Source organism: Paenibacillus sp. HGH0039 (assembly GCF_000411255.1).
In the GTDB taxonomy this organism is placed as follows: Bacteria; Bacillota; Bacilli; order Paenibacillales; family NBRC-103111; genus Paenibacillus_F.
The window spans coordinates 1461782-1483092 of the sequence record NZ_KE150413.1; the positions used below are offsets into that span (position 1 = coordinate 1461782).

Genomic DNA, 21311 nt, shown 5'->3' on the forward strand with positions numbered 1-21311 from the left:
CGGATCGTATAGCCTTTCAGCTTGCGGAGATCTTTGAGCTTGTCATAGAAATACATTGCAGCACCCGCATTTCTTGGTAAACATTAGTTAACATGCTTATCATAGCAGGGAAAATGTGGTTTTTCAATCGGGGGTAAAAGAAAGAAGAGATAGTGTCAATTATAGTAAATATTTATGTTTACAATAGTAAATTATAATGCTACCATGGAATTAATTAGGAAATGGGGGCCATGATTTTTTATGAGGATTATCGCCAAATCGGAAGAATTTATCCGCAGAAGAATGACGCTGGGACTGACCCAGCGGGAGCTCGCCAGACAGACGGGATTAAGCCACGCATACATCAGCTTGCTGGAGCGGTCGATGAAGTCGGTCGGTCCCGGGGCCGCGAAGCGTCTGAGCATCGTTCTCGGAAAGCAGGTCGAGGAGTTGTTCCACATTCAGTGAGGAAAAGGTGCGGTCCCGCCAGAGGCCGCGCCTTTTTTGTCATCACTGCTGTGTAGTCATTGCTGCGGGAAGAGCGGGCAGGGGAGAAGTCAAGCGCCGAATTTGACGACCTTGTTCTTCCCGGTTGTTTTGGCCTTGTACATCGCTTCGTCCGCCTGTTTGATCAGCTTGTCTCCCGTAAGGCCTTTCTTGTAGGTGCTGAAACCCATGCTGACGGTGACGATGGTTTCTTCTTCGATGCGCTTGCGTATTCTCTCCGCGAGCTCGGCGGGTTTGACATCGGGATCGGTCAGCAGAATGACCAGTTCCTCGCCGCCGTAACGCCCTACGATACCGCTTTCGTCCGCTTCCTGGCGCATGATGCTCGCCACCTGCTTGAGCATCTCGTCCCCCATGTGGTGGCCCTTGGTATCGTTGAGCTTTTTGAAATTGTCTATGTCGCTGAACAGGACCGAAACGTTCAAATTCAGCCGGATATACTGCGAAACTCTTTTATCGAAGTATTTGCGGTTATACACTTTGGTCAGGCCGTCGGTGATCGAGGACTGGTAAATCGCCTGCATGAGCTCGACTACCCGATCGAACAACAGGAAGAAAAGAATCGTCGCATAGATGACCGGAATGAACCATTCCGCCAGCATCAGCCATTTCTGCTCCCCTTGAAACAGGTACAGATTGACCATATGTGCCGTTTGTTTGGCGAAATACAGCGTCATCACGGCCTGGAATTTACCTTGCTGTCCGATCAGAGGCGTAATGGTGTAAGCGCATAAAAAGATCAGCACGAACATGTACAGCTCCAGCGGCAAGTCGGCCAGCAGCGCAGCCTGCTCGGGACTTCCTCCGGACGGCGGGTAAAAATGAAAAGCGGAAACGCCCAAAGCGACCGCGATCAAGCCGTAAAAATATAAATAATGACGCCGCCGCGTCGGATTATACAGCTGATAAACGCCCAGATTGATCAGGACGAAGGTGACGGCCTGCAGCAGAGCGTCCGCGAAGCCCGACATGCCCTGCAGCTGGCCCGAGGCCTGCCAATAAAGCCGAAGAAGGTTATGCACGAGCATGAGGATGAGCGAGACGGTCATCGAGAGATAGCCCTTTTTTCTGCGTGTATAGTAAAGCCTTCCCGAGATGAAAACCATCAGGGTAAGAATGACTAGCATCATGGAGCTGGCCGTCTCCGGACCCCATGTTTCAATCGGATCGTTCCACAAGTTCAACATTCCTCCGAGGTTATCCGTTCCCTTTTGGGGGGGCCGGACTCAAATGTACGTTCGCATTTTCAGGCGATTTCATTATAGCAAAATAGGGCGGGGACAAGAACAACTTTTTTCGGAAAAGTACCGGCAGACGGAAACGCCATCCCCACCGGCAGGGACGTGTTCTCTTTTCTATTAGCCGGGCAGAAGGTACAATAAGAAGAGGCTGAGCGTATGATGCTGTAAGCCGGATTTGCGCCGCGCAAGCGGACGGAGGATCAGGAGTGTGCACCGATGAACATTTTGCAAGCGTTATTCTTCCCGCCGGAGCAGCCGGGCGGGGTTTCTTCCATGGTCCCGTATATTACCGAAAAGTTTAATAAAAGAGGCTGGGACATGGAACTGTTTTCCCTTCCCAGAAGGGTCAGAGGCAAGGGAACCGAGCCCGTTACCTTCAATACGTTCGATTGGACCCGTTACGCGGGGAACCCGATCGTGGACAAATATATCCAGACCTACAAAGACTACGTGTGGTGGACGAAGCTTCGTATCCGTAAGAGCTACGATCTGATTCACGCCCATCACCCGATTGCCGCGCTCGCTATCAAGGAAGTATTCCCCGATACGACGGTCATCGTAACCGTTCACTCCAGCTACGAGGGAGAGCTTTTGCTGAACGGAAAAATAGAGGAAGGCGGTCCCGAGCAGCTTTTTCTGACGTCGATTTACGGCGAAATGGAAGCGCGGCTGGACCAGATTTTAACGGTTTCGAACTCGTTCAAAGGATATATAAGCGAATTTATCCAAGACCCCGACCGGATCGGGGTTATCCCGAACGGCTACGACGAGAAGCGTTTCCGGCCAATTTCCCACGAGAACGAAGTGGCCCAGCTCATTACGGTGTGCCGCCTGGTTCCGGCAAAAGGGCTCGAAACGCTGCTTCAGGCCTGCGCGATGCTCAAAGAACGGGGGCATCCTTTCGTCCTGCATATTATCGGCGACGGCCCTTCCCGGACAGAGCTCGAGGAATTGGCGAAGGAGCTGAACTTATATGAAGAGATTATTTTTTACGGGTACATGCTGCACCCGGAAGAGTTTATGCCCTTCTTCGACGTTTTCGTCCTTCCTTCGAAAGCCGAGGCGTTCGGCTCCGTATTTGCGGAGGCGGCTCTCTGCCTTCTGGCACTAGTAGGCACGAATGTCGGGGGGGTTGCGGAGCAGATCGAGAACGGACGCAACGGGCTGCTGGTCGAGCCGGGTGATGCGCCGGCGCTCAGCCAGGCGCTGGAGAAAGTCGTGGTCGATCCGACCTACCGGTATCAGTTGGCCCGTGCGGCTTCGGAGAAAGCGAAGAAATCGTACTCGCTCAACAGGGTCATCCGGCAGCTGCGCGGAGTGTACGAGAGGTACGGCAAATGAAAAGTTTCATCGCTTTAGGCCAAACGAAGGGGGTGTGCGGATGAAGGCGCTGAAATTTCTGCATGCCGCCGACCTTCACCTCGACAGCCCGTTCAAAGGGATGAACGCGGTTCCCGAGCGGATCCGGGATGTAATCCGGGAATCGACCTTCGGAGCGTTAAACCGGCTCGTCCGGCTGGCGGTCCGGGAGAAGGTCGATTTCGCTGTTTTCAGCGGCGATATCTACGACGCCGGCGACCGCTCCCTCCGGGCTCAGCTGCGCTTCCGCAGCGCCCTTGCCGAGCTGGACCGGGCGGGAATCCCCGCCCTGGTTATCCACGGCAATCACGATCCGCTGGACGGACGGGGAGCGGACCTGGAATGGCCGGCGGGAGCTTATGTATATCCGTCGGACAGGGTCGAGAAGGTTCGGATCGTGAAGGAAGACCGGGGGCTTATCGCCGAAGTTCACGGCATCTCGTACGCGTCCGCCGCCGTAACGGAGAACCTCGCCCTGCGTTTCCGGAGCGGGGACGCTTCGGTTTTCCAAGTGGCTCTGCTTCACACGAATGTCGACGGACGCCCGGGATACGACAACTATGCCCCTTGCAGCAAATCGGATCTTATGGGGCGGGGAATCGACTATTGGGCCCTAGGCCACATACATACAAGAGAAATCGTCATGGATCAGAAACCCGCCGCCGTGTACCCCGGCAACATACAGGGCAGGAGCATACGGGAGTGTGGCCCGCGCGGGTGCTATATCGTGGCCGTGGATGAGAACGGGAGTCCCGAGCTGGATTTTCACGCCCTGGACGGGGTGCGCTGGCAGCAGGAGTCTCTTTCTATCGCGGGCATCGGCACGGAACAGGAACTGCAGGAAAGCCTGCAGGATCTGCTGGCCCGGCTAAGGGAGAAAGCCGAAGGCAGGCCGACCGTAGCCCGGATTTTCCTGGAAGGCCGGGGACCGCTTCATTTGAAGCTGCAGGCAGGGAGTACCCTTGCCGACCTGCTCCGTGAGCTGCGCGAGAGCGAGCTGCTGGCTTTGGCGGGACGTTCGGCCGCCGGATACGACAGGAGCGGCACCGGTGCAGGCGTCGAACATACGCAAGCTCCCCACCCGGCAGACGACAATATGGAAGAGAGGGCGGGCTCTTACCCTAAGGCTCCCCCCTCAGGCGGCGTCTTCCGCAGTGCGGCGGACGTTTCGTTCGTCTGGATCGAATCCATAGAAGCCCGGACGGGGCAGGATATCGACTTTGAACTGCTTCTCCGGGAGGAAAGCTTCATAGGCGACCTCCTCCGGCTGGCGGAAGAACTGGCTGCGGATGAAGGGAAGCTGCGAGAATTCGCCGATGAGGCGCTCGGTTCCCTCCTTGCCCAGAACGGAGCTTCCAGGCTGTTCGGAGGAGCGGACGGGCTTCTCGAAGACACGGGAGATTGGCTGGAGGCGGCGCGTGAACTCGCCGTCGATCAGCTGATGCCGGACGGGAGGCGGGGCAAATGATCATCCGCGAAATAAGAGTCCGGGGGTTCGGTTCCCTGCAGAACCGGACTTACCGGTTCGAATCGCCCGTTACCGTGCTGTACGGCCCCAATGAGGCGGGCAAAAGTACCCTGCTCGGTTTTATCCGCGCCGTCCTGTTCGGGTTCCCGACGCGGGCGCAGGCCGCCGACAGGTATGAGCCCGATGGCGGGGGATCGCACGGCGGCGCACTGCTGCTGGAGGACAAGCAGGGCCGGACCGTCCTCATCGAACGCTACGCGGATCACGGCGGTCCCGGACGTCCCCCTGCAGCCGGCTCCGTTAAAGTAACGCTCGAAGGAGGCGAGGAAGGCGGCGAAGAACTGCTCCGTCATCTGCTCGGAGGACTGTCCGCGGAGCTTTTCCGGAGCTTGTTCGCCTTCGGGCTGGGCGAGCTTCAGGAGCTGCGGACCCTGCAGGGGGACGACATCGGCGGCTATCTCTACGGAGCGGGCTTCGGCGTGAGCGGAAGCGCCGTAGTGGAAGCGGAGCGCAAGCTCGCCGCAAGAGCGGATGCTTTGTTCCGGCCAAGGGGACGGACCCAGGAGCTGAACCGCAGCATCCGGGCTTATGAAGAACTCCGCTCCAGCCGGAACCGTTCCGCCGACGAGATCAGCCGGTACGAAGAGGCGACGGCGGAGTGGAAGCGGCTTGGAGAGCGGCTGAACGAGCTGGATGCCGCCCGGACGGAGACGGCCGCCGAGCTGGAATGGACCCGGCGCTGCGGGAAGGCCTTCGAGCCGTGGCTGAAACTGCGGCGGATTCAGGCGGAAATGGCGGAAATCCCGGAAATTCCCGGATTTCCGCTGCATGCCGCCGAGCGTTATGAAGCCATCCGTCAGGAACGGGACGATTTCGAGAATGAGCGGCGTCAATACGAGGAAGAGAGCGCTGCGCTTCTGCGGGCGGTCGAAGCCCTGCCCGTACGCGAAGAGCTGCTCGAAGGCGCGGCCGAACTCGCCGTTCTTGAAGAGGAAGCGGGGGCGTACCGCAGCGGGCAGCTTGCGGCGGCCTCGACGGAGACGGAGAAAGCTCAGCTGAACGAAGCTCTGGCGGCTCTCTTGAGGCAGCTCGACGAGCAGTGGACGCGGCAGGATCTGGCCGATTTCCCCGTTTCGGTCGGCATGAAAGAGCAGATCCGGGAAGCCCGGGATTCCTTTGCGAAATGGGACGGAGAGAGGGCGCTGCTCGACAGCGAGCTGAGCCGGGTATTTGGCCGTCTGGAGGAGCAGCAGAGCGAGCTCGCCGAGCGCCAGCTCGAATGGAGCGAATGGCTGACGCTGTCGGGGCTCCGGGAAGATGCGCCGGGTGCGCGGACAGCCGCCGAATCGGGTCTGCTTCGCCGGTTGTCTTCCGATTACGCGCAGTGGAGACTGCTGAAGAGCGAGGAAGAACAGAGAGACCGGATCCGGGAGGAAGAACACCGCAGGCAGGAGGAATTCGAAGCCTGGTCGGACCAAAGGCGGAGCGACTCCGACCGCACAAGGAAAAAGACCGCTTACGCCGCGGGAGCGATTGCGGTTCTTCTGCCGGCGGCGCTGCTCTTAAGCGGTCAGGCGGCTGCGGCTGCGGCCGTATTTGTTGTGCTGGCGGCGGGTACGGCCTGGCTGATATTCGGCTCTCCGGATAGAGCCCGCGGAAACAGGCGCAGCCGGAGTCCCCTGAAGCCGGAAGCCCGGACGGAGGGGAGAGGGCGTGCCCGCCGGGGAAGAGCGGCCTCCTCCGGCGATTGGTTGTCTGCTGCCGCGCAACCGGGCGAAGCGGATCACCGGGCAGACGGAGAGGATGCCGGGCTGGAGGCAGACAAGGCGGCTCTCCGGCAGCGGCTTCAGCAGAATCTGGCGCTTCTTCTGAGCAGCCGCGGAGCGGGAAGCCGTGAAGCGGCCGCCGCCCGCGCGAACGGCTCTTCCGATGAAGCTACCGCTCCCGGACGCATGCCTCTGCCGTCTTGGCCGGAGACGCTGAGCTGGCTGGACCGGGAGCTGGAAAGCTGGCTGACCGGCACCGATTTGTGGGCGCAGCACCGCTCCGAATTGGAGCGCCGGCGGGCCAAGCTTGAAGAGCTGAAGCAGAGCATCCAGTCGCTGGAGAAGCAGCAGGCGGCGGTTTCCTCCCGGATGCGTTCGCTGGAAGAACGCGCCGCGTCCGGTCAGGAGCGCTGGAGCGTCTGGCTTCGCGAACGCAAGCTGAGGCCGCACCTGTCGCCCGAAGCGGCCCTGGAATCGCTGCAGCTGATCGCCCGCGGGCATGACCTGCTGCAGCGCCTTGCCGGCTGCGAGTCCAAGCTGGCCGCCCTGCAGGCCTCTTCCGCCGCGTTCGAAGCGCGGACGGTCCGGCTGCTGGGCGAGGCCGAAGCGGCGGACCCGCTCCCGGGGCTCCGGCGCCGCGCCGAGCGGCTTGCGGAGCAGCAGGGGCTGCTCGCAAGGCGCGAGCGCCTCGCGGCCGAAGCCGCGGAGGCCCGGCGCCGGGAGACGGCTGCCGCGCAGAAGGCGCGTCAAGCGGCGGAGCGCCTGCAAGCGCTTCTGAGCGAGGCGCAGGCCGCCGGCGAAGAAGCGCTTCTCCGGCAGGCGGCTCTCCAGGAGCGCCTTGCCCAGCTCGCGGCCGAAGCGCGGCTCCTCTCCGGCGCGCTGGATGCGCATGCCGGCGTCGCGCGGCGGGAGCGGCTCGACGCGGCGCTGTCCGGCGCCGACGAGGGGAGCCTCGCCTCGCGCGAGGAGGAGCTCGCAGGCAGCCTGAGCGGCCTGGAGGCCGAGGCGAACCGCTTGCGCGACAGGCGCGGCCGCCTGGCCGGCGAGCTGGAGAAGCTCGAAGGCGGGAGCGAGCGCGGCGAGCTGCTCCAGCGCACCGAGGAGCAGCTCGCCGAGGCGCGCGAGCTCGGCGGCAAATACGCGGTGCTCGCGATGGCCGCCCTACTCGTGAAGCGGACGCGCGAGCGCTGCGAACGCGAACGCCAGCCGGGCGTGCTCCGCCGCGCTTCGGCCTGCTTTGCGGCCATGACGGGCGGCCGGTTTACGCAGGTGGTCGCGCCGTTCGGGCAGCAGCGGCTTTATGCCGTCCGGTCGGACGGACGCCAGGTGGACTCATCGAGACTGAGCCGCGGAACCGCGGAGCAGCTTTACTTGTCGATGAGATTCGCGCTCGTTGAAGAATTTACCGGCGGAGCTTCCCTGCCGCTCGTTTTTGACGATATATTCGTCAATTTCGATAGAGAGCGGATGGAAGGGGCGCTGCGGATTATCGGGCAGTTCGGCGGAAAGCGGCAGGTTCTGCTGTTTACTTGTCACGAGCATGTAAGAGATGCGGTGACAGGAATTTCTCCCGCAGCAGGCGTGCTCCATGTTTAATAGACAGTCCAAAGACCCTCCTTATTAAAGGAAGGGTCTTTTGGCGTTCATCGTATAGGTCCTTATAAGAAAATGTTCTATTCTCTTTTGCCTTCCGGAGAAAGGATTTTGAGATGAACGCGGACCCTGACTTCCAGTTTTTTTATTTGTTCTTCCCAGTTTGCCGTATCCCAGCCTCTCATCCGGAATTGTTCGCCGATCCCGAGAATATCCAAGCCCTGTTTTTTGGTGCCGTCGAGCAGTTTTGTGAAGTTTTTCTCCCAGAGCCGGCTGCCCTCCTTTTCGATTTCGTCCGCATGACGGTACGGATTCTGTTCCTTGCTTTCCAGAATCGTAGCCTGAATCGAATAGGTGAAGGTTACCCGATCCCGTCTTACCTCTGTTTTTCTGTTGACTTCTTTGATTTGCAGGGCATTGCGTTTCTCGGCGTCGGCATGCAGAATAACTTCTTTTCCCTGCCGGTCTACGAGTACGTTAAACTCTCTGGATTCGATTCCGTTCAAGTGATAAACGAGACGGTCTTTGCGAAGGAAGCTTTCTCCCACGAAGTTCAATTCCTTATTCTCATAGTTGAAGCGGTTAAGATGGATGCTCTGCAGAGGACTCATGACCGCTTTGTTTACCTGCCAGAGCCGGCTGGCGAGAAAGGTCGGCACAAACGCGTAGCCTTTGGCGGAAAAGTTGGTCAGTCCCCCGTTATCTTTTCGGAAAAGTTCGCTCACTTTATCGGTGGTGACAAACATATGCACCGTCTGGTCGATGTTCGGCGACCTCACCAGAAAATCCATGTAGGGATGGATGCCTTCCCCGGCGATTTTGTCGCTGAACATGATAAAACTGACTTTATCGAGGGACAGCTCTTTTTGCAGCCGTGTCCGGATCTGCCTCAGGCAGTCGGGAATATTCGAACCGGTCGCGTTGCGGATGATATATTTGGGCGCTTTGCCGCCGGGGCTGCTTTCGTTCCCTCCGCTTTTCATTCCGTCCATGTCGATTTCCATCATGCTGATTTCAAGCTCTCCATTCTCCGCGCGATCGATCCCCATCCCCACGATAAAGGACTGTTCCCGGATCTCCGAAATACTCAAGCAGCCCGAAAGCGCTGCGGCTCCGGTTACAAGTAGGAGAAGAAGCATCCATTTTCTCATCTCGTCTTCTCCTTCCTGAAAAGAGTGACGATCCACATGTAATTGGGGATCAGGACGAAGATAGCACCGAATATGAGAGCGGTGATGTAAACCAGCTGATCGACTTCGTTAACGGTCAGGGTCCGCAGAAAGGCGAGTGACATGAGGACCGTGACGATCACGTACATTCGTTTGATTCGCCGGGTGTTAAATAGCCTGCAAAGCGCCTGAGAGCAGCAGGTGACGCAGACGATCAGAATCATGATGTTCACCAGCACGAAAAACAGAGGCGCCAGAAAACTTAACTTTTCAAAAGGAAGCAGGAGAAAAGGCACCGTTTCCATCGACTCCTGGTACGGGAAAGTAAAGGTTTTGGCGGTCTCGTAACCGAAGACCATAATGGGCAGCAGATAAGAGAGCATGACTTCGGCCCCGGCCGTCACGGTTGCGGCTGCTGACAGCCGAAGCAGGTTTTTATCCGATTGGATGAGAGGAGACAGAAAATAAAGGACGGCGAAGCCTTTGAACAAGTAGAAAATCGTGAGGATATTTTTTCCGAACAAGTTCGGCAGGCCGAGGTTTCCGAGCGGCAGCAGGTTCGTGACATTGATGTTGCGCAGCTGGGGCAAATTGATGCTGAGCAGCCAGACAGCCATGACAAAGCCGAGAAGAAGAAAAAGCCGCGCCCAAGCTTCCGTCCCTTTCCATACCATATACAGCACGACGGGCATAACAAGGAGCACGATCGTGTAAACGGGCGTATATTTCAGCTGCAGGTACGAAACCAGGAGCCAGTGTTCGCCGAAAGTCAGGTACCCCCAGATGAAAAAGTAAATCGCGATGCAGCCGATATAAACGGCGGACAAAAATTTGCCCAAATACAGCCGGGACCATTCCGCGATTTCCGCTCCGGGATGCCGGCTTGATAAGCGGACTGCGACATAGGTGTTCCACAAGGAAATAGCAAGCGCAAGCAGAAGCAGTATCCATCCGTGCTGATCCATCTGCTGGGACAAGTAGGCCGGAAATCTCAGCGGGCCCATCGCAATCGAGGTGACCGCCAAAATAACGAACCACTGAAGTCCCGAAATGCCCGGCTTGGTCATGACGAATCTCCTCTCTGGCTGTGTTTGTCCGCCGGTTTAAAGACGGGGTCCCGTTCCTTCAATTTGCGCGGCCGGCCGGAAGAATTGCATCCGGATCGCTTTCAGGCTGAATGGGCTGAATGGGGAGGTGTACGCCAGGCCAAGCGACTTGGTAGAGGCGAGATGTCCCAGCAGCAGAACGGAACATACGGTGATCCCATAGAAGCCGAACAGACCCGCCGCCAAAATAAACGGGTATTTCCACAGGCGTGCCGCGTAAGAAATCTGATACGAAGCGATGTAGGCGCCTACGGCGGAGATGGATGCGACGATAATCATAAATTTGCTGGTCAATCCCGCCTGGGCCGCGGCCTGGCCGATAATCAGGCTTCCGACCACATTTAAGGCGGAGCCGACATTGCCGGGGACGTAAGTCATCCCCTCGTTCAGCACGTCCATTACGATCATCATCATCAGCGTTTCAAACAGGCTGGTGTAAGGGATCCCGGCCTGATCCTGGGCGATGGAGATGGCGAATACGGTCGGTAGAATGGACGAATCTACCGTAACCAGAGCGAGATAGACGGCAGGCGCGTAAATCGCGATGACGAAAGCGAGAATCCGGACAAGCCGGACAAATGTCGGAATAAGCGAGCCGTGCATGACCGCTTCCCCGCCGATAAAGCTGGTGAGCACGGTATTCGGCAGGAAGGCGATAAAGGGAGACCCGTCCATGAGGACCCCGATTCTTCCTTTCAGGAGGTTAAGGGCCGAACGCGCAGGCAGCTCGCTTTTCTCGTATAAGGGGAAGGGAGTCAGATTGGGGCCGCTTATAAATTCCATTAATTCTTTCATCAGCACGACGGAATCCGTCTGGATGACTTCAATTTTGCTTTCGATTTCGTCTACCCACTTCTGCTGGGCGACATCGTTCAGATAAACCACGGCTACGGTCGTTTTGGATCGTTCTCCGACCTCGTAATAGTGGACGATCAGGTTGGGGTCCCGGAGCCGTCTTCTCAGCAGTCCGAGGTTGACGTCGATGTCCTCGACGAACGATTCCTGCGGGCCAAGGATCACCCGTTCGATTTTGGGAGGTTCTATGGCGCGTCCTTTTTGAAAAGGAGCCGGAAACGAGATCGCGCTGTGCGGCAGCCGGTTATGCAGCAGAATGACGTCTCCCTGCAGCATGCGGTTCAAAGTATCCGATACCTTACGGATATGGGTGCCGGTCGGGAAGAGAGTCGGCCAGTCGTCCGGCTGCGATTCCCACCGGCTAAGGCGGGGGGCGACGTCGTCTTGAAAAAGACTTTTGTCGATCGCGGTACTGATAAACATACAGCCGGAACTGCCGTTGTCCGTAAGAATCCATTGAAATTCATCGGTCGGCAGCAGCTCCTGGAAAAGTTGAATAACCCCGTCCGTATCGGCGGCAAGCGGTATGTCCCATTGGTCGGCGTTCAGTGTAGGCGCCGCCGGGAGCGTCGGCCGGCCGTCGGGCTTGCGGCTGTCGTTCTGATCGGTCATGATGTCCCTCCATCGCGCTAGAGCTATAAGGGTAGACTTCCCAGATCACCGGCAAATTACCAGGGGCAATGGAGTGAAAATGTGACGGTACCCGTAAGCTGCCGATACATGGGGGATGGCCGGGTCGGCTGGTGATCGCCTCCAACAGCACGGCATGGCCTCCCGGAAAACTCGCATGCTGCGAAGCGTTTCACATGCACCGTGCGGCCTCCCCGGCAGCGACCGGGACAAAACGTAAAAACAGGCATGTTCTCCGCGTTGTAAGAGAACATGCCTGTTTTTTTGCGAGTGCGCGGTGCCGTGTGTTCCGGCGCCAAGCATGAAGACTCGGTCTCCCGTCGTCCGTCGTCTTTTTGTCGATCCCGCCCGTGTCAGTAATCCGTCACGGTGACGGACCGGAAGATCCGCTCGACATCTTCAGTGGTGACGACCCCCGCCTGCATCTGCAGGGCGTTGGCGCTTCCGCATGCCGCGCCGAAGCGGGCCGCGTCCTCGTCGCTGCTTCCCCGGCGAAGAGCCGTGACCATGCCGGCCACCATCGCGTCGCCGCTGCCGACCGGGTTCACGGCCCGGATCGCCGGGATGGCGACCCGCCGTACGCGGCCGCTGCTGCCCGCGAGGGCTCCCCGCGCGCCGAGCGAGACGACGACGTGCCGGATTCCGCGCTGCATCAGTTCCCGGATGCAGGCGGCCAGATCGTCGTCGGAGGAGGCGGGCCTGCCGAGCAGGCGCACGATTTCATGCTCATTGGGTTTAATGAGCAGAGGCTTCGCTTCGAGCCCGGCAGCCAGAGCGTCGCCGCTCGCGTCCAGGACGGCCTCGGCGCCGGCTTCTCTTGCGAGCGTGATCAGCTCCGCATAGAGCGAGGGAGGGCAGCCGAGCGGCAGGCTGCCGGAGAAGCACACATGCGTGGACCTGCCTGCGAGCGCCTTCACCTTCTCCTTTAGGGGGAGAAGAGAGTTTTCGGCGATGGCGGGTCCGGGCTCCAGCAGCTCCGTCTGCGTGCCGTTGTCCGCATCCAGAACGGTCAGGCAGAGGCGGGATTCTCCCGGGACTTCCGTGAAGTCATGGGGAATGCCCTCCGTGTCCAGGCCGCTGCGGATAAACTGTCCGTTGAAGCCCGCCACGAAGCCGGCGGCCGTAACGGGCTCGCCGAGCAGACGGGCCACCCGGGCGACATTGATCCCTTTGCCGCCGGGTACGGCGATCATGTCCGTTACGCGGGAAACCCAGTCCATTTCGAAGCTTTTTACGCGGTAGGTTTTGTCGATTGCCGCATTGAGGGTCACGGTGGTAATCATCCGGGTTCTCCTGTCTTGACTGAAATTAAATGAAATCTTTGGCGCGGCCGACACAGCCGGTAAGCCGCATTTTCGCCTGTGCCAGCTCTTTAACGGCCGCTTTGGCAGGAACCATATATTTGCGCGGGTCGTTTTCATCCGGGTTCGCTTGGAACACTTTCTTGATGGCATCGGAGAAGGCGATGCGCAGCTCCGTGGCGACATTCATCTTGGCCATGCCGAGGGATACGCAGCGTTTGACCTGCTCTTCCGGTATGCCGGAGCCGCCGTGCAGAACAAGGGGGAGGCTCACTTTGCGGTAGATTTCTTCCAGTTTGCCGAAAGCGATTTTCGGTTCGCCCTTGTAAATGCCGTGAGCCGTTCCGATGGCCGGGGCAAGGGTCGGCACGCCGGTAAGCTCCACGAAGCGGACGCATTCGTCGGGATCGGCGAGGAGCGCATCTTCGTCGGCTACGACGATGTCGTCTTCGACGCCGCCGACCTTGCCGAGCTCCGCTTCCACGTTCACGCCGGCAGCACGGGCGACTTTCACGACTTCCTGCGTCTGCCGGACGTTCTCTTCGAACGGATGCATGGAAGCGTCAATCATGACCGATGTATAGCCTTCCCGGATGCATTGTACGATAAGCTCGTAATCCGTGCAATGATCAAGATGAAGCGCGATCGGAACGGAAGACCGTTTGGCGGCAGCGGCTGCGGCCGCAACGATATAGTCGGGTCCCAGGTGTTTCACCGTTCCGACGGTAGTTTGCAGAATCAGCGGAGCCTGAAGCTCCTCGGCCGCCTCGACGACGGCTTGCAGCATTTCCAGCGTATGCACGTTAAAGGCCGTGATGCCGTAGCCGTTCTGACGAGCCGCTTGAAGCAGGTGTGTAGAAGAAATCAAATGAGCCATTTGAAAAACCCCCTCGTATAAAATGATTGAAACGATCAAAATAATGATTTATAATGTCATTAAGTTGATTATAAGGGAGGAAATTAGAAGATGTCAAACGTTCAAGGCCAATTAACGTATACCGAAATCAGTGCCCAGTCCGCCGCTCTGCAGGCCGCATGGGATCAGCTTCAGAAGCAGTCCGACTGGGTGAACCGTTATTTAGGAAACGATCAATACGAGGAAGTCGTTTTTATCGGATCGGGCTCTTCTTACTACCAGTCGATCACGATGGCGGCGACGTTCCGCAAATGGACCGGACGCAGCGCATCCGCGCAGCCTTCCTCCGATATTTTCCTGCTGCGCGACGCCACACTCCCGAGAGGGAAGAAGCTTCTGATTGTAGGCGTGTCGCGTTCGGGCGAATCCCACGAGGTGCTTCTTGCGCTTGATTCCGTCAAAAATGCGGCTCATATCGATACGTGCGGCATCACCTGCCACGAGACGAGCAAATTGTTCGGGATGACGGAATGTCTGCTTTCGCCGCTCGGCAAAGAGAAGAGCACGGTGATGAGCAAATCGCTCAGCTCCATGACCTTTATGATGCAGGCCGCAATCGCCATGGCGGCGGGCGGCGAGGCATACTTACAAGAGCTTAAAACTGTGTTAGAATTAGACGAAGAACTGGTCAAAGCCTCGGATACGAGCATCAAAGAATGGGTGTCGGCGCACAACTTCAACAAAACGGTCTATCTCGGACTCGGCGCACTCGGAGGTTTGGCGCTGGAAGCCTGCCTCAAGCTGAAGGAAATGACGTATACGTGGACGGAAGCGTACGGCACGCTTGAGTTCAGACACGGTCCCAAATCCATCGTCGACTCGGATACGCTTGTCTGCTTCCTGCTTTCGCAGTCCGCTCGCGATTACGAGCTGAAGGTAGCCAGAGAGCTGAAGGAATACGGGGCGACCATCCTGCTTCTGACCGCGGAGCGTGGGGAAGACACGGAGTTTGCGGATCTGGTTCTGGAACTCGGCGGAGCCGCGCTCAGCGATGAAGCGCGCAGCGTATTGTATTTGCCCGCTGTCCAGTACAACGGCTATTACAACGCGATGAAGCGCGGGCTGAATCCGGACGATCCGCGCAACCTGACTCAGTTCGTCGAAATTTAACCTTGTGACGGAGTGAAAGTTGAAATGAATGACACGACTCCTTCCAAAGGAGACCTCAGGCGCCAGCAGATTATGACGATCCTCAAGCAGCAGGGGCGCATTACCATTGGGGAGATCATCGAGCATTTTCAATGTTCGGAAGCGACGGCAAGACGCGATTTGGACCTTCTGGAGAAAAAAGGCGAGGTTGTCCGCACCATCGGCGGGGCCCTGTTCGAAGGCCTCACGGCTGTCCGCGAAACCTCGTTCGCCGAGAAGAAGCAGCAGCTCTGGCTGGAGAAGGAAGCGATCGCCCGCAGGGCGGCCGGCCTTATCGAGGAAGGGGACAGCGTCTGCCTGACGGGCGGCACCACAACCTTCCTCATCGCCCGCGAACTGAAGCAGCGCCAGGGGATTACGGTCGTGACCAATGCCGTGAATATCGCCATGGAACTGGCCGACAGCGAAGGCCTACAGGTGGTCGTCGTCGGCGGCGTCATGCGCAGCAAGAGCTTCGAGCTCAGCGGGCCGCTGGCCGAGAAGACGATCGAGCATCTCAACATCGAGAAGCTCTTTCTCGGAGTGGACGGTGTTTCCGCGGACAAAGGCATCACGACGTTTTCGGAGCTTGAAGCCCAGACCGCCCGTCTGTTGATAAGCCGCACCCAGCATACGATAGCAGTGTTTGACCATACCAAGGTAGGGAAAGCCTCCTTGTTCTCCATAGCTCCGCTTGCGGACGTAAACGTGTGTGTGACAGACGCGAGGTTGGAACCCGACATGGAGAAGGTTCTTGAGCAGCACGGCATTACCACTTTGTATGCGAACGCATAAGGGAAAGGACGGACGGGAATGAGCTTTTTCGTCGGCGTGGATCTCGGAGGAACGAATATTGTATGCGGGTTGTTGGATGAGGAATTCAATGTCCTGGTCAAAAGCAAACAGCCTACGGAAGCGGCCAAAGGCAGCGACTATGTGCTGGAAAAGATTGCGGTTATGGTGGAAACGATGCTCCGGGAGCAGAATATTGCGCCCGGGCAGCTGAAAGCGGTAGGAATCGGAACGCCGGGCTTTATCGATCCGGTTCGCGGAGTGTGCGTGTTCGCAAGCAACCTCCGCTGGAACGAGGTGCCGGTATCCGATCAGCTCGGAGCAAGACTGGGCGTACCGGTCTTCATCGACAACGACGTCCGTATGTACGTATACGGCGAAGCCATGAAGGGACCGGGCCGAGGGTACGAGCATGTGCTCGGGATTACGCTCGGGACCGGCATGTCGGCCGGACTGGTCAATAACGGCCAGCTGTATTACGGCGGCGGCTTCATGGCCGGCGAAATCGGTCATATCCGCGTCGACGATGCGGAAACGACGCCATGCGGCTGCGGACTCGTCGGCTGTCTGGAAACGATCGCATCCGCGACGGGGATCGTCCGCCAGGTCAAGGAAGCGCTTGCGGCAGGACGCGAGAGCATCCTGGGTCAGTGGTTCCCCGGAGAAGAAGCGGCTTCCGTTACGGCTGCGGATGTTTCCCGCGCGTATGACGAAGGCGATCGGCTGGCGATCGAAGTCATGAACCATACGGGCAAGCTGCTGGGCCGCGGGCTTTCGTATGCCGTAACCATGTACAGCCCGGACGCGCTGATTATCGGCGGCGGAGCCTCCTTGGCCGGCGAGCGGCTGTTCAAGCCTATGCGCGAAGAGCTGCAGAAGTCGGTTTACAAAGGATACTGGGAGCGCCTCACCATCCACCCCGGCACCCTTATCGACGACGGCGGCGTAATCGGCAGCGCGGCATTCGCCGCAAACCGTGCGGCCGGGATCGTATAAGCCTTTTTTCGGAACCTTTCCAGGTTTATCTAGGTATAAAGTCATTATTTTTGCATGTAAAAAACAGGAAAGACCTTTCCCTATGTCGAATAGGACGGAAAGGTCTTTTTTTTGGCTGTAAAGCACAACTTGTCCGGCGCAACAGTCGTCTAATAGAAGACCGGGGACAAAAGAGGTTCTACAGGAACTGGGGGGACAGACATTTGTCTGAGAAAAAACCGGCAAAACCCGGAGACCGGGAGATTACCTATCAAGTCGGGCGCCGCAAAGGCCGTATCCGCACGGCAAAAGCGAAGGCCCCCGCGCAGGACGAGAAGCTTCCGGAACCGAAGCGGGAGCCTTTCAAATCGAAAAAATCTGCATCGGAACGAGAAAAAGCGAAGACAGAGGCCGAACGTGCGCACTCCCGATCCCGGCAGGTTGAAGGGATGGAGGCCGCAAAATCGTCTGAGTATATAGAACATCCAAGCAATCCTTCTCCTGCGGCTGTTTCCGGCGAAAGCGCGAATAGGGCCCCAGACCCGTCAGACCCTGCCGTTCGGACGAACCCGGAAGAGAAAGCTACACCCATTTCAGGGGAGAGCAGCCGTCTTATGGAGCTGCTGTGGCGGTCAACTCCGCTGCCCGGTTGGCGGGCGGCGACAATGATAACCTGGGTACTGTCTGCCGCGGCAGCGGCATGTACCCTCGGGGTCGTGTCCAGGCTCTTAACATTCGGCTGACAGCCTTGCGCAAGGGAGAGGATTTCCATTCAACTGTTTACAATTCTGGCCGTATTTACAGCCGTTTTCGGGCTTCTTGTAACCGCCGCTTCCGTTTATACCGCCTGGGTCCTTCACCGGATGTGGAAAAGGGATATGCGGGGCGCTGCTCCCGAACAGCATGCGGCAAAAATTTTGCAGCGGATTACCCCGCTTGATTATGCGCAGTTTGCTCTCATGGCGATCGGAATCATCATGCTTCTTGCCGATCTTGTTGCGGTGCTGCGCGATGCGAAAGCTTTTCCCGATTATCACATCGGTTATTTGCTTTGCGGATTTTTATTTGTATTTCTGGGTATGCTGATGAGCTTCAATCGTCTGTTTTTGACGGTGCGGGCGTGGCGTTCCTCAGGCGGAGCGGTTTCTCCACATCATCACGGCCAGCCACACCGAGCTGACAAGGCCGAATAACGGATAAAGCGCCGACAGAAGCGGCTTAAAGCCGATCAGACTGACGATATAACTGAGCGCGATAAGCAGGAGAAGAACGGTCCTGCGGCCGAGGCCCGTCCGCTGCTGCAGCTGAAGAGTCAGCCCATAGGTATTGGAAAGATAGGTCGTAAAGATTTCTCCATAGATGACAAGCAGATACACAAAAGGGATGACGGTTCCCATCCCGTCCATAATCCGGGCCATCGGAATGCCGAACTGGCGGATTCCCGGCATCTGTGCGCTCAGCGCGTAGTGCGCGGCGAACAGCAGAAGACCGATTCCGAGCCCGCCCAGCAGTGCGCCCCGGAAAAGTACGCGCCGGTCTTTGATCTGGGCGCCGAGCGGAACGAGAACCGCTTGGGCGGTGGCCAGGTTGAAGCCGACGTAGAGCAGGGGCGCGGTCCAGACACTGAGCGGTGAATGGTCGGTACCGAGGGTCAGCCATGCCTGCGAAGTGGGAAGCTTATTCGTGTAGAGCACCAGAATAAGACTGAACGTGGCCATTACCGGCACGACGACCGTGTTCACCGCCATAATCGCACCGATGCCGCGTGTAATTACGGCATAGGACAGGACAGCGGTGACGAGCAGTCCGCTCTGGAAGGGCAGAGACAAGTGCTCGGAGAAAACCGTTCCTCCGCCGGCGAGCATGACCGAAGAGATGCCGAAAAGAACGAACAAAGTGAACAGAGAGATCCATCTGCCGATTTTCGGGCCGAATAAAGCGATATTCAAATCTTCGTACGACTCCGCCCGGACATCGTGCGCCATGAGCATCATTTTGATGCCGAGCCATACAAACAAGACGCTCGCGAGCGCGATGGTTAAGGAAGCCGCCGCGCCGTAGCGGGTAAAAAACTGCAGGATCTCCTGACCCGACGCAAAGCCCGCTCCCACGACCGTCCCGACATACGTAAAAGCAACCTGTGCGGTTTGCGTCCATGTTTTAGAAACCATTGTTCTCACCCTTCACGTTTCGTACTAGTACAAGGTATGTTTCGGACCGGACGGGCATGACAGCAACATAAGAAACGCGCAGGAACAACCCCGTTAGGAGTGTTATGTAGTGAAAGAAACGATATTTGAGCTGATTTCCAATTACGGGTATACGGCTCTTTACGCTTTGCTTGCCGCCGGCATTGTCGGCCTGCCGATCCCCGACGAGACGCTGATGACATTTGTCGGCTCGCTTACGATGGACACCGGTCCGTTGAATTTTACGCATTCGCTTATCGTCTCCTATCTGGGAACGATGACGGGGATGCTGATTTCCTACACGGTCGGACTTCGGCTCGGCAAGCCCTTCCTGTACAAAATCGGAAGGTGGGTCCGCATCAAACAGGAGCGCATCACCCGCACGGAGCTGTGGTTTCAGAAATACGGCATGTGGGCTGTCTTCTTCGGGTATTTCGTTCCGGGACTCCGACATTTCACCTGTTATCTGGCCGGAGTCAGCGGGATTTCCCTTTGGCGCTATCTGCTTTTTGCCGGATCGGGCGCTCTGCTGTGGTGCTGTACGTTTCTTTCGCTCGGACATTTTATCGGGGCCAATTTTGAAGCGGTTCTGCACGGTTTTCACACTTATCTCGGCATCTGCATCATGTGGCTCGCCGTGGCCGCCGCAGTCGGTTTTCTTATTTATTATCTGGTCCGCAGAAAAAGAAAAAAGAACAGTTAAAAACCCGCAAGCCCTAGGGCTGCGGGTTTTTAACTGTCCGTATACCGGCGTTTAGCTGGCCGGGAACAATTTGATGGATTGAATCGTTTGATTGTCGGGATCAAGGTCCAGCTTCAATACGGTATTCTGGGCTTTGTAGGCCAGCACGTAATCCGTACGGTTGTTTGGCTTGCCCAGAACGTCCGCGGCATCGTCGGCGGTTTGTCCGAGACGCAGCCCGCCAAGGCCCGGATCGATATCGGCCGATTGGATCTGGACGAATTCGAGGCGGTCGAACACGTTGAAGCCGACGGAGAAAGACCCGTATTCGTATACCGTGACGGACTGGGGATCCTCGTCCATGACGAACATGTTCTTCGCTTTTCCGAAGAGATTCAGCACCTCGTCTTTAGGCGTGCCCAGCGTGACGCCCATCAAGGTCGGATTGTTGACCCGGTATGTGTTCTCCGGAGTCACCACGGGCTTGGCCTTGACCGGCCCTTCCGTATTTTCGTTGGAAGAAACGGCGGCCGAACGATCGGGAGCCGGTGTCTGCCCGGCTGCACCGGAAGGCGAAGGCTGCGCGTTTCCGTTAGGTTCTGCCTGATTTGCGGAGGGACCGGCAGTTTCTTTCCCCCAAAACGTATGTACAGCTTCACAGCCTGCCGCCGCCGGCAGAACGGAGATCAAAAGACCGATCATCGCTGCTCTGCGGAGTTTGTTCTTCATTGCAATCGTTCCTTTCTTCTGCCGCTCCGGTTTCGGACGCAAAGCGACATTCCTTATCATAAGCCCTGGGGACGATTCGTTCAAATTTCATATTAGCCTGGATGGGGTGAAATTAGAGACTGGCGTTCGTTCAAACGGCTCCGTCATCTGCCATGCACGGCTTAAGCCGCCTTTTCTTGCTTTGCCGCCGGCAAGGAGGGCGGCATTAAATGCCTGTTATTTATACAGACTCGTAAAAGGGCCGAAAAGTTCCGGGAGAAAGGGCCTAAGGCGTAAAATGGGACTTGAAACCTATGTTTGGCTTGTGGTACGTTAACACATATTCAAAGGTGGAGGAGAAGCTATGGAACTGTTGAAACAACGTATCTTAGAAGCCGGAAGCGTCGTTTCCGACCAAGTCGTTAAATTGGATGCCATCTTGAATCATCAAGTTGACCCTGCATTGATTAAGGAAATGGGCAGGGAATTCGCCCGGCGTTTTGTAGAAAGCTCACCTACCAAAGTGCTGACTGTCGAATCATCCGGAATCCCGCTCTCTTTTGCCGTAGCAAGCGAGCTGGGCGTCCCGTTTATTTTCGCGAGACGTAAAAAGTCGGTGACCATGGGCGAGGATACGTATTGTGAACGTGTACCGTCCTTCACCAAAGGAATCGTGACGGATATTATGGTTTCTTCCCAATATATAACCGCAAACGACCGGATTTTAATCATAGACGACATTATTGCCAACGGCGACGCGGCCAGAGGGCTGATCCGGATTGTCGAACGCGCGGGAGCCGAACTGGTCGGCGTCGGGATCGCGGTAGAGAAGGCGTTTCAAGCCGGAGGCCGCGCGATCCGGGAGCAGGGAATCCGTACGGAGTCCCTCGTGACGATAACGTCTCTCGAACAAGGACACATCGTGTTCGCCGATTAACCGCTATTTT

The 21311-nt window shown here is 57.5% G+C and carries 19 protein-coding genes; 11 read left to right on the forward strand and 8 right to left on the reverse strand.

Annotated features, from left to right (window positions below; translation table 11 throughout):
• Positions 1 to 240 precede the first annotated feature (240 nt).
• Complete coding sequence (locus HMPREF1207_RS21040) at positions 241 to 447, forward strand: helix-turn-helix domain-containing protein (RefSeq protein ID WP_009674753.1); 207 nt, start codon at positions 241 to 243, stop codon at positions 445 to 447.
• An 89-nt stretch (positions 448 to 536) separates the two neighbouring features.
• Here HMPREF1207_RS21040 and HMPREF1207_RS21045 read toward each other — a convergent pair whose 3' ends face one another.
• Positions 537 to 1673, reverse strand: a complete 1137-nt coding sequence (locus HMPREF1207_RS21045) for a GGDEF domain-containing protein (RefSeq protein WP_231392119.1) — start codon at positions 1671 to 1673, stop codon at positions 537 to 539.
• Between the two features lie 270 nt (positions 1674 to 1943).
• Between HMPREF1207_RS21045 and HMPREF1207_RS21050 the strand changes: the two genes are divergently transcribed.
• Genes HMPREF1207_RS21050 through HMPREF1207_RS21060 form a run of 3 tightly spaced genes read left to right on the forward strand, consistent with a single transcriptional unit; the run spans position 1944 to position 7916 of the window.
• Positions 1944 to 3068 (forward strand): glycosyltransferase family 4 protein, encoded by a 1125-nt coding sequence (locus tag HMPREF1207_RS21050; protein ID WP_009674801.1) that lies wholly within the window; start codon positions 1944 to 1946, stop codon positions 3066 to 3068.
• Between the two features lie 40 nt (positions 3069 to 3108).
• Positions 3109 to 4554: a metallophosphoesterase family protein gene (locus tag HMPREF1207_RS21055; protein ID WP_009674742.1), complete on the forward strand. Its 1446-nt coding sequence runs from the start codon at positions 3109 to 3111 to the stop codon at positions 4552 to 4554.
• Entirely contained in the window at positions 4551 to 7916 is a 3366-nt protein-coding gene (locus tag HMPREF1207_RS21060; protein WP_009674803.1) for an AAA family ATPase, read from the forward strand. The genes HMPREF1207_RS21055 and HMPREF1207_RS21060 overlap by 4 nt, the downstream gene beginning before the upstream one ends.
• 77 nt (positions 7917 to 7993) lie before the next feature.
• Here HMPREF1207_RS21060 and HMPREF1207_RS21065 read toward each other — a convergent pair whose 3' ends face one another.
• The 5 genes from HMPREF1207_RS21065 to fba form a co-directional block, all read right to left on the reverse strand.
• Positions 7994 to 9064 carry a Ger(x)C family spore germination protein gene (locus tag HMPREF1207_RS21065; RefSeq protein ID WP_009674740.1) on the reverse strand — a complete coding sequence of 357 codons (1071 nt, stop codon included), beginning with the start codon at positions 9062 to 9064 and terminating at the stop codon, positions 7994 to 7996.
• Positions 9061 to 10149, reverse strand: a complete 1089-nt coding sequence (locus HMPREF1207_RS21070; RefSeq protein WP_009674746.1) for a GerAB/ArcD/ProY family transporter — start codon at positions 10147 to 10149, stop codon at positions 9061 to 9063. Before HMPREF1207_RS21070 ends, HMPREF1207_RS21065 begins: the two co-directional genes overlap by 4 nt.
• A gap of 36 nt (positions 10150 to 10185) precedes the next feature.
• Positions 10186 to 11655 (reverse strand): spore germination protein, encoded by a 1470-nt coding sequence (locus HMPREF1207_RS21075; protein WP_009674796.1) that lies wholly within the window; start codon positions 11653 to 11655, stop codon positions 10186 to 10188.
• 371 nt (positions 11656 to 12026) lie between these two features.
• The gene (gene pfkB / locus HMPREF1207_RS21080; RefSeq protein WP_009674735.1) at positions 12027 to 12956 is read right to left on the reverse strand and encodes a 1-phosphofructokinase; all 930 of its coding nucleotides are present in this window, start codon (positions 12954 to 12956) and stop codon (positions 12027 to 12029) included.
• A gap of 25 nt (positions 12957 to 12981) precedes the next feature.
• Positions 12982 to 13851 carry a class II fructose-1,6-bisphosphate aldolase gene (fba, locus tag HMPREF1207_RS21085; RefSeq protein ID WP_009674758.1) on the reverse strand — a complete coding sequence of 290 codons (870 nt, stop codon included), beginning with the start codon at positions 13849 to 13851 and terminating at the stop codon, positions 12982 to 12984.
• A gap of 90 nt (positions 13852 to 13941) precedes the next feature.
• On the opposite strand from fba, the gene HMPREF1207_RS21090 reads away from it, so the two are divergent.
• From HMPREF1207_RS21090 to HMPREF1207_RS21110, 5 genes are all read left to right on the forward strand, one after another.
• A complete protein-coding gene (locus HMPREF1207_RS21090; RefSeq protein ID WP_009674783.1) occupies positions 13942 to 15000 on the forward strand; it encodes an SIS domain-containing protein in 1059 nt (352 codons plus the stop codon).
• A gap of 24 nt (positions 15001 to 15024) precedes the next feature.
• Positions 15025 to 15813: a DeoR/GlpR family DNA-binding transcription regulator gene (locus HMPREF1207_RS21095; protein WP_009674761.1), complete on the forward strand. Its 789-nt coding sequence runs from the start codon at positions 15025 to 15027 to the stop codon at positions 15811 to 15813.
• 18 nt (positions 15814 to 15831) lie between these two features.
• Positions 15832 to 16806 (forward strand): ROK family protein, encoded by a 975-nt coding sequence (locus tag HMPREF1207_RS21100; RefSeq protein WP_009674768.1) that lies wholly within the window; start codon positions 15832 to 15834, stop codon positions 16804 to 16806.
• 203 nt (positions 16807 to 17009) lie between these two features.
• On the forward strand, positions 17010 to 17528 hold the full coding sequence (locus tag HMPREF1207_RS21105; protein ID WP_009674798.1) for a hypothetical protein: 519 nt from the start codon (positions 17010 to 17012) through the stop codon (positions 17526 to 17528).
• Between the two features lie 120 nt (positions 17529 to 17648).
• Entirely contained in the window at positions 17649 to 17978 is a 330-nt protein-coding gene (locus HMPREF1207_RS21110) for a hypothetical protein (protein ID WP_218229593.1), read from the forward strand.
• Here the strand turns inward: HMPREF1207_RS21110 and HMPREF1207_RS21115 are convergent.
• Positions 17916 to 18956 (reverse strand): YkvI family membrane protein, encoded by a 1041-nt coding sequence (locus tag HMPREF1207_RS21115; RefSeq protein WP_009674790.1) that lies wholly within the window; start codon positions 18954 to 18956, stop codon positions 17916 to 17918. The genes HMPREF1207_RS21110 and HMPREF1207_RS21115 overlap by 63 nt on opposite strands.
• Before the next feature lie 109 nt (positions 18957 to 19065).
• On the opposite strand from HMPREF1207_RS21115, the gene HMPREF1207_RS21120 reads away from it, so the two are divergent.
• The gene (locus HMPREF1207_RS21120) at positions 19066 to 19677 is read left to right on the forward strand and encodes a DedA family protein (RefSeq protein WP_009674770.1); all 612 of its coding nucleotides are present in this window, start codon (positions 19066 to 19068) and stop codon (positions 19675 to 19677) included.
• Positions 19678 to 19728: 51 nt separating this feature from the next.
• On the opposite strand, the gene HMPREF1207_RS21125 is transcribed toward HMPREF1207_RS21120, so the two are convergent.
• Complete coding sequence (locus HMPREF1207_RS21125; protein ID WP_016423962.1) at positions 19729 to 20385, reverse strand: hypothetical protein; 657 nt, start codon at positions 20383 to 20385, stop codon at positions 19729 to 19731.
• A gap of 343 nt (positions 20386 to 20728) precedes the next feature.
• Here HMPREF1207_RS21125 and HMPREF1207_RS21130 point away from each other — a divergent pair, with 343 nt between their 5' ends.
• Positions 20729 to 21301 (forward strand): xanthine phosphoribosyltransferase, encoded by a 573-nt coding sequence (locus tag HMPREF1207_RS21130; protein ID WP_009674748.1) that lies wholly within the window; start codon positions 20729 to 20731, stop codon positions 21299 to 21301.
• The last annotated feature ends 10 nt before the right edge of the window (positions 21302 to 21311 follow it).

Coding starts and splice junctions, on each gene's coding strand:
- HMPREF1207_RS21040 (WP_009674753.1), top strand. CDS start 241: ATGAGGATTATCGCCAAATCGGAAGAATTTATCCGCAGAAGAATGACG.
- HMPREF1207_RS21045 (WP_231392119.1), bottom strand. CDS start 1,673: ATGTTGAACTTGTGGAACGATCCGATTGAAACATGGGGTCCGGAGACG.
- HMPREF1207_RS21050 (WP_009674801.1), top strand. CDS start 1,944: ATGAACATTTTGCAAGCGTTATTCTTCCCGCCGGAGCAGCCGGGCGGG.
- HMPREF1207_RS21055 (WP_009674742.1), top strand. CDS start 3,109: ATGAAGGCGCTGAAATTTCTGCATGCCGCCGACCTTCACCTCGACAGC.
- HMPREF1207_RS21060 (WP_009674803.1), top strand. CDS start 4,551: ATGATCATCCGCGAAATAAGAGTCCGGGGGTTCGGTTCCCTGCAGAAC.
- HMPREF1207_RS21065 (WP_009674740.1), bottom strand. CDS start 9,064: ATGAGAAAATGGATGCTTCTTCTCCTACTTGTAACCGGAGCCGCAGCG.
- HMPREF1207_RS21070 (WP_009674746.1), bottom strand. CDS start 10,149: ATGACCAAGCCGGGCATTTCGGGACTTCAGTGGTTCGTTATTTTGGCG.
- HMPREF1207_RS21075 (WP_009674796.1), bottom strand. CDS start 11,655: ATGACCGATCAGAACGACAGCCGCAAGCCCGACGGCCGGCCGACGCTC.
- pfkB (WP_009674735.1), bottom strand. CDS start 12,956: ATGATTACCACCGTGACCCTCAATGCGGCAATCGACAAAACCTACCGC.
- fba (WP_009674758.1), bottom strand. CDS start 13,851: ATGGCTCATTTGATTTCTTCTACACACCTGCTTCAAGCGGCTCGTCAG.
- HMPREF1207_RS21090 (WP_009674783.1), top strand. CDS start 13,942: ATGTCAAACGTTCAAGGCCAATTAACGTATACCGAAATCAGTGCCCAG.
- HMPREF1207_RS21095 (WP_009674761.1), top strand. CDS start 15,025: ATGAATGACACGACTCCTTCCAAAGGAGACCTCAGGCGCCAGCAGATT.
- HMPREF1207_RS21100 (WP_009674768.1), top strand. CDS start 15,832: ATGAGCTTTTTCGTCGGCGTGGATCTCGGAGGAACGAATATTGTATGC.
- HMPREF1207_RS21110 (WP_218229593.1), top strand. CDS start 17,649: ATGTGGAAAAGGGATATGCGGGGCGCTGCTCCCGAACAGCATGCGGCA.
- HMPREF1207_RS21115 (WP_009674790.1), bottom strand. CDS start 18,956: ATGGTTTCTAAAACATGGACGCAAACCGCACAGGTTGCTTTTACGTAT.
- HMPREF1207_RS21125 (WP_016423962.1), bottom strand. CDS start 20,385: ATGAAGAACAAACTCCGCAGAGCAGCGATGATCGGTCTTTTGATCTCC.
- HMPREF1207_RS21130 (WP_009674748.1), top strand. CDS start 20,729: ATGGAACTGTTGAAACAACGTATCTTAGAAGCCGGAAGCGTCGTTTCC.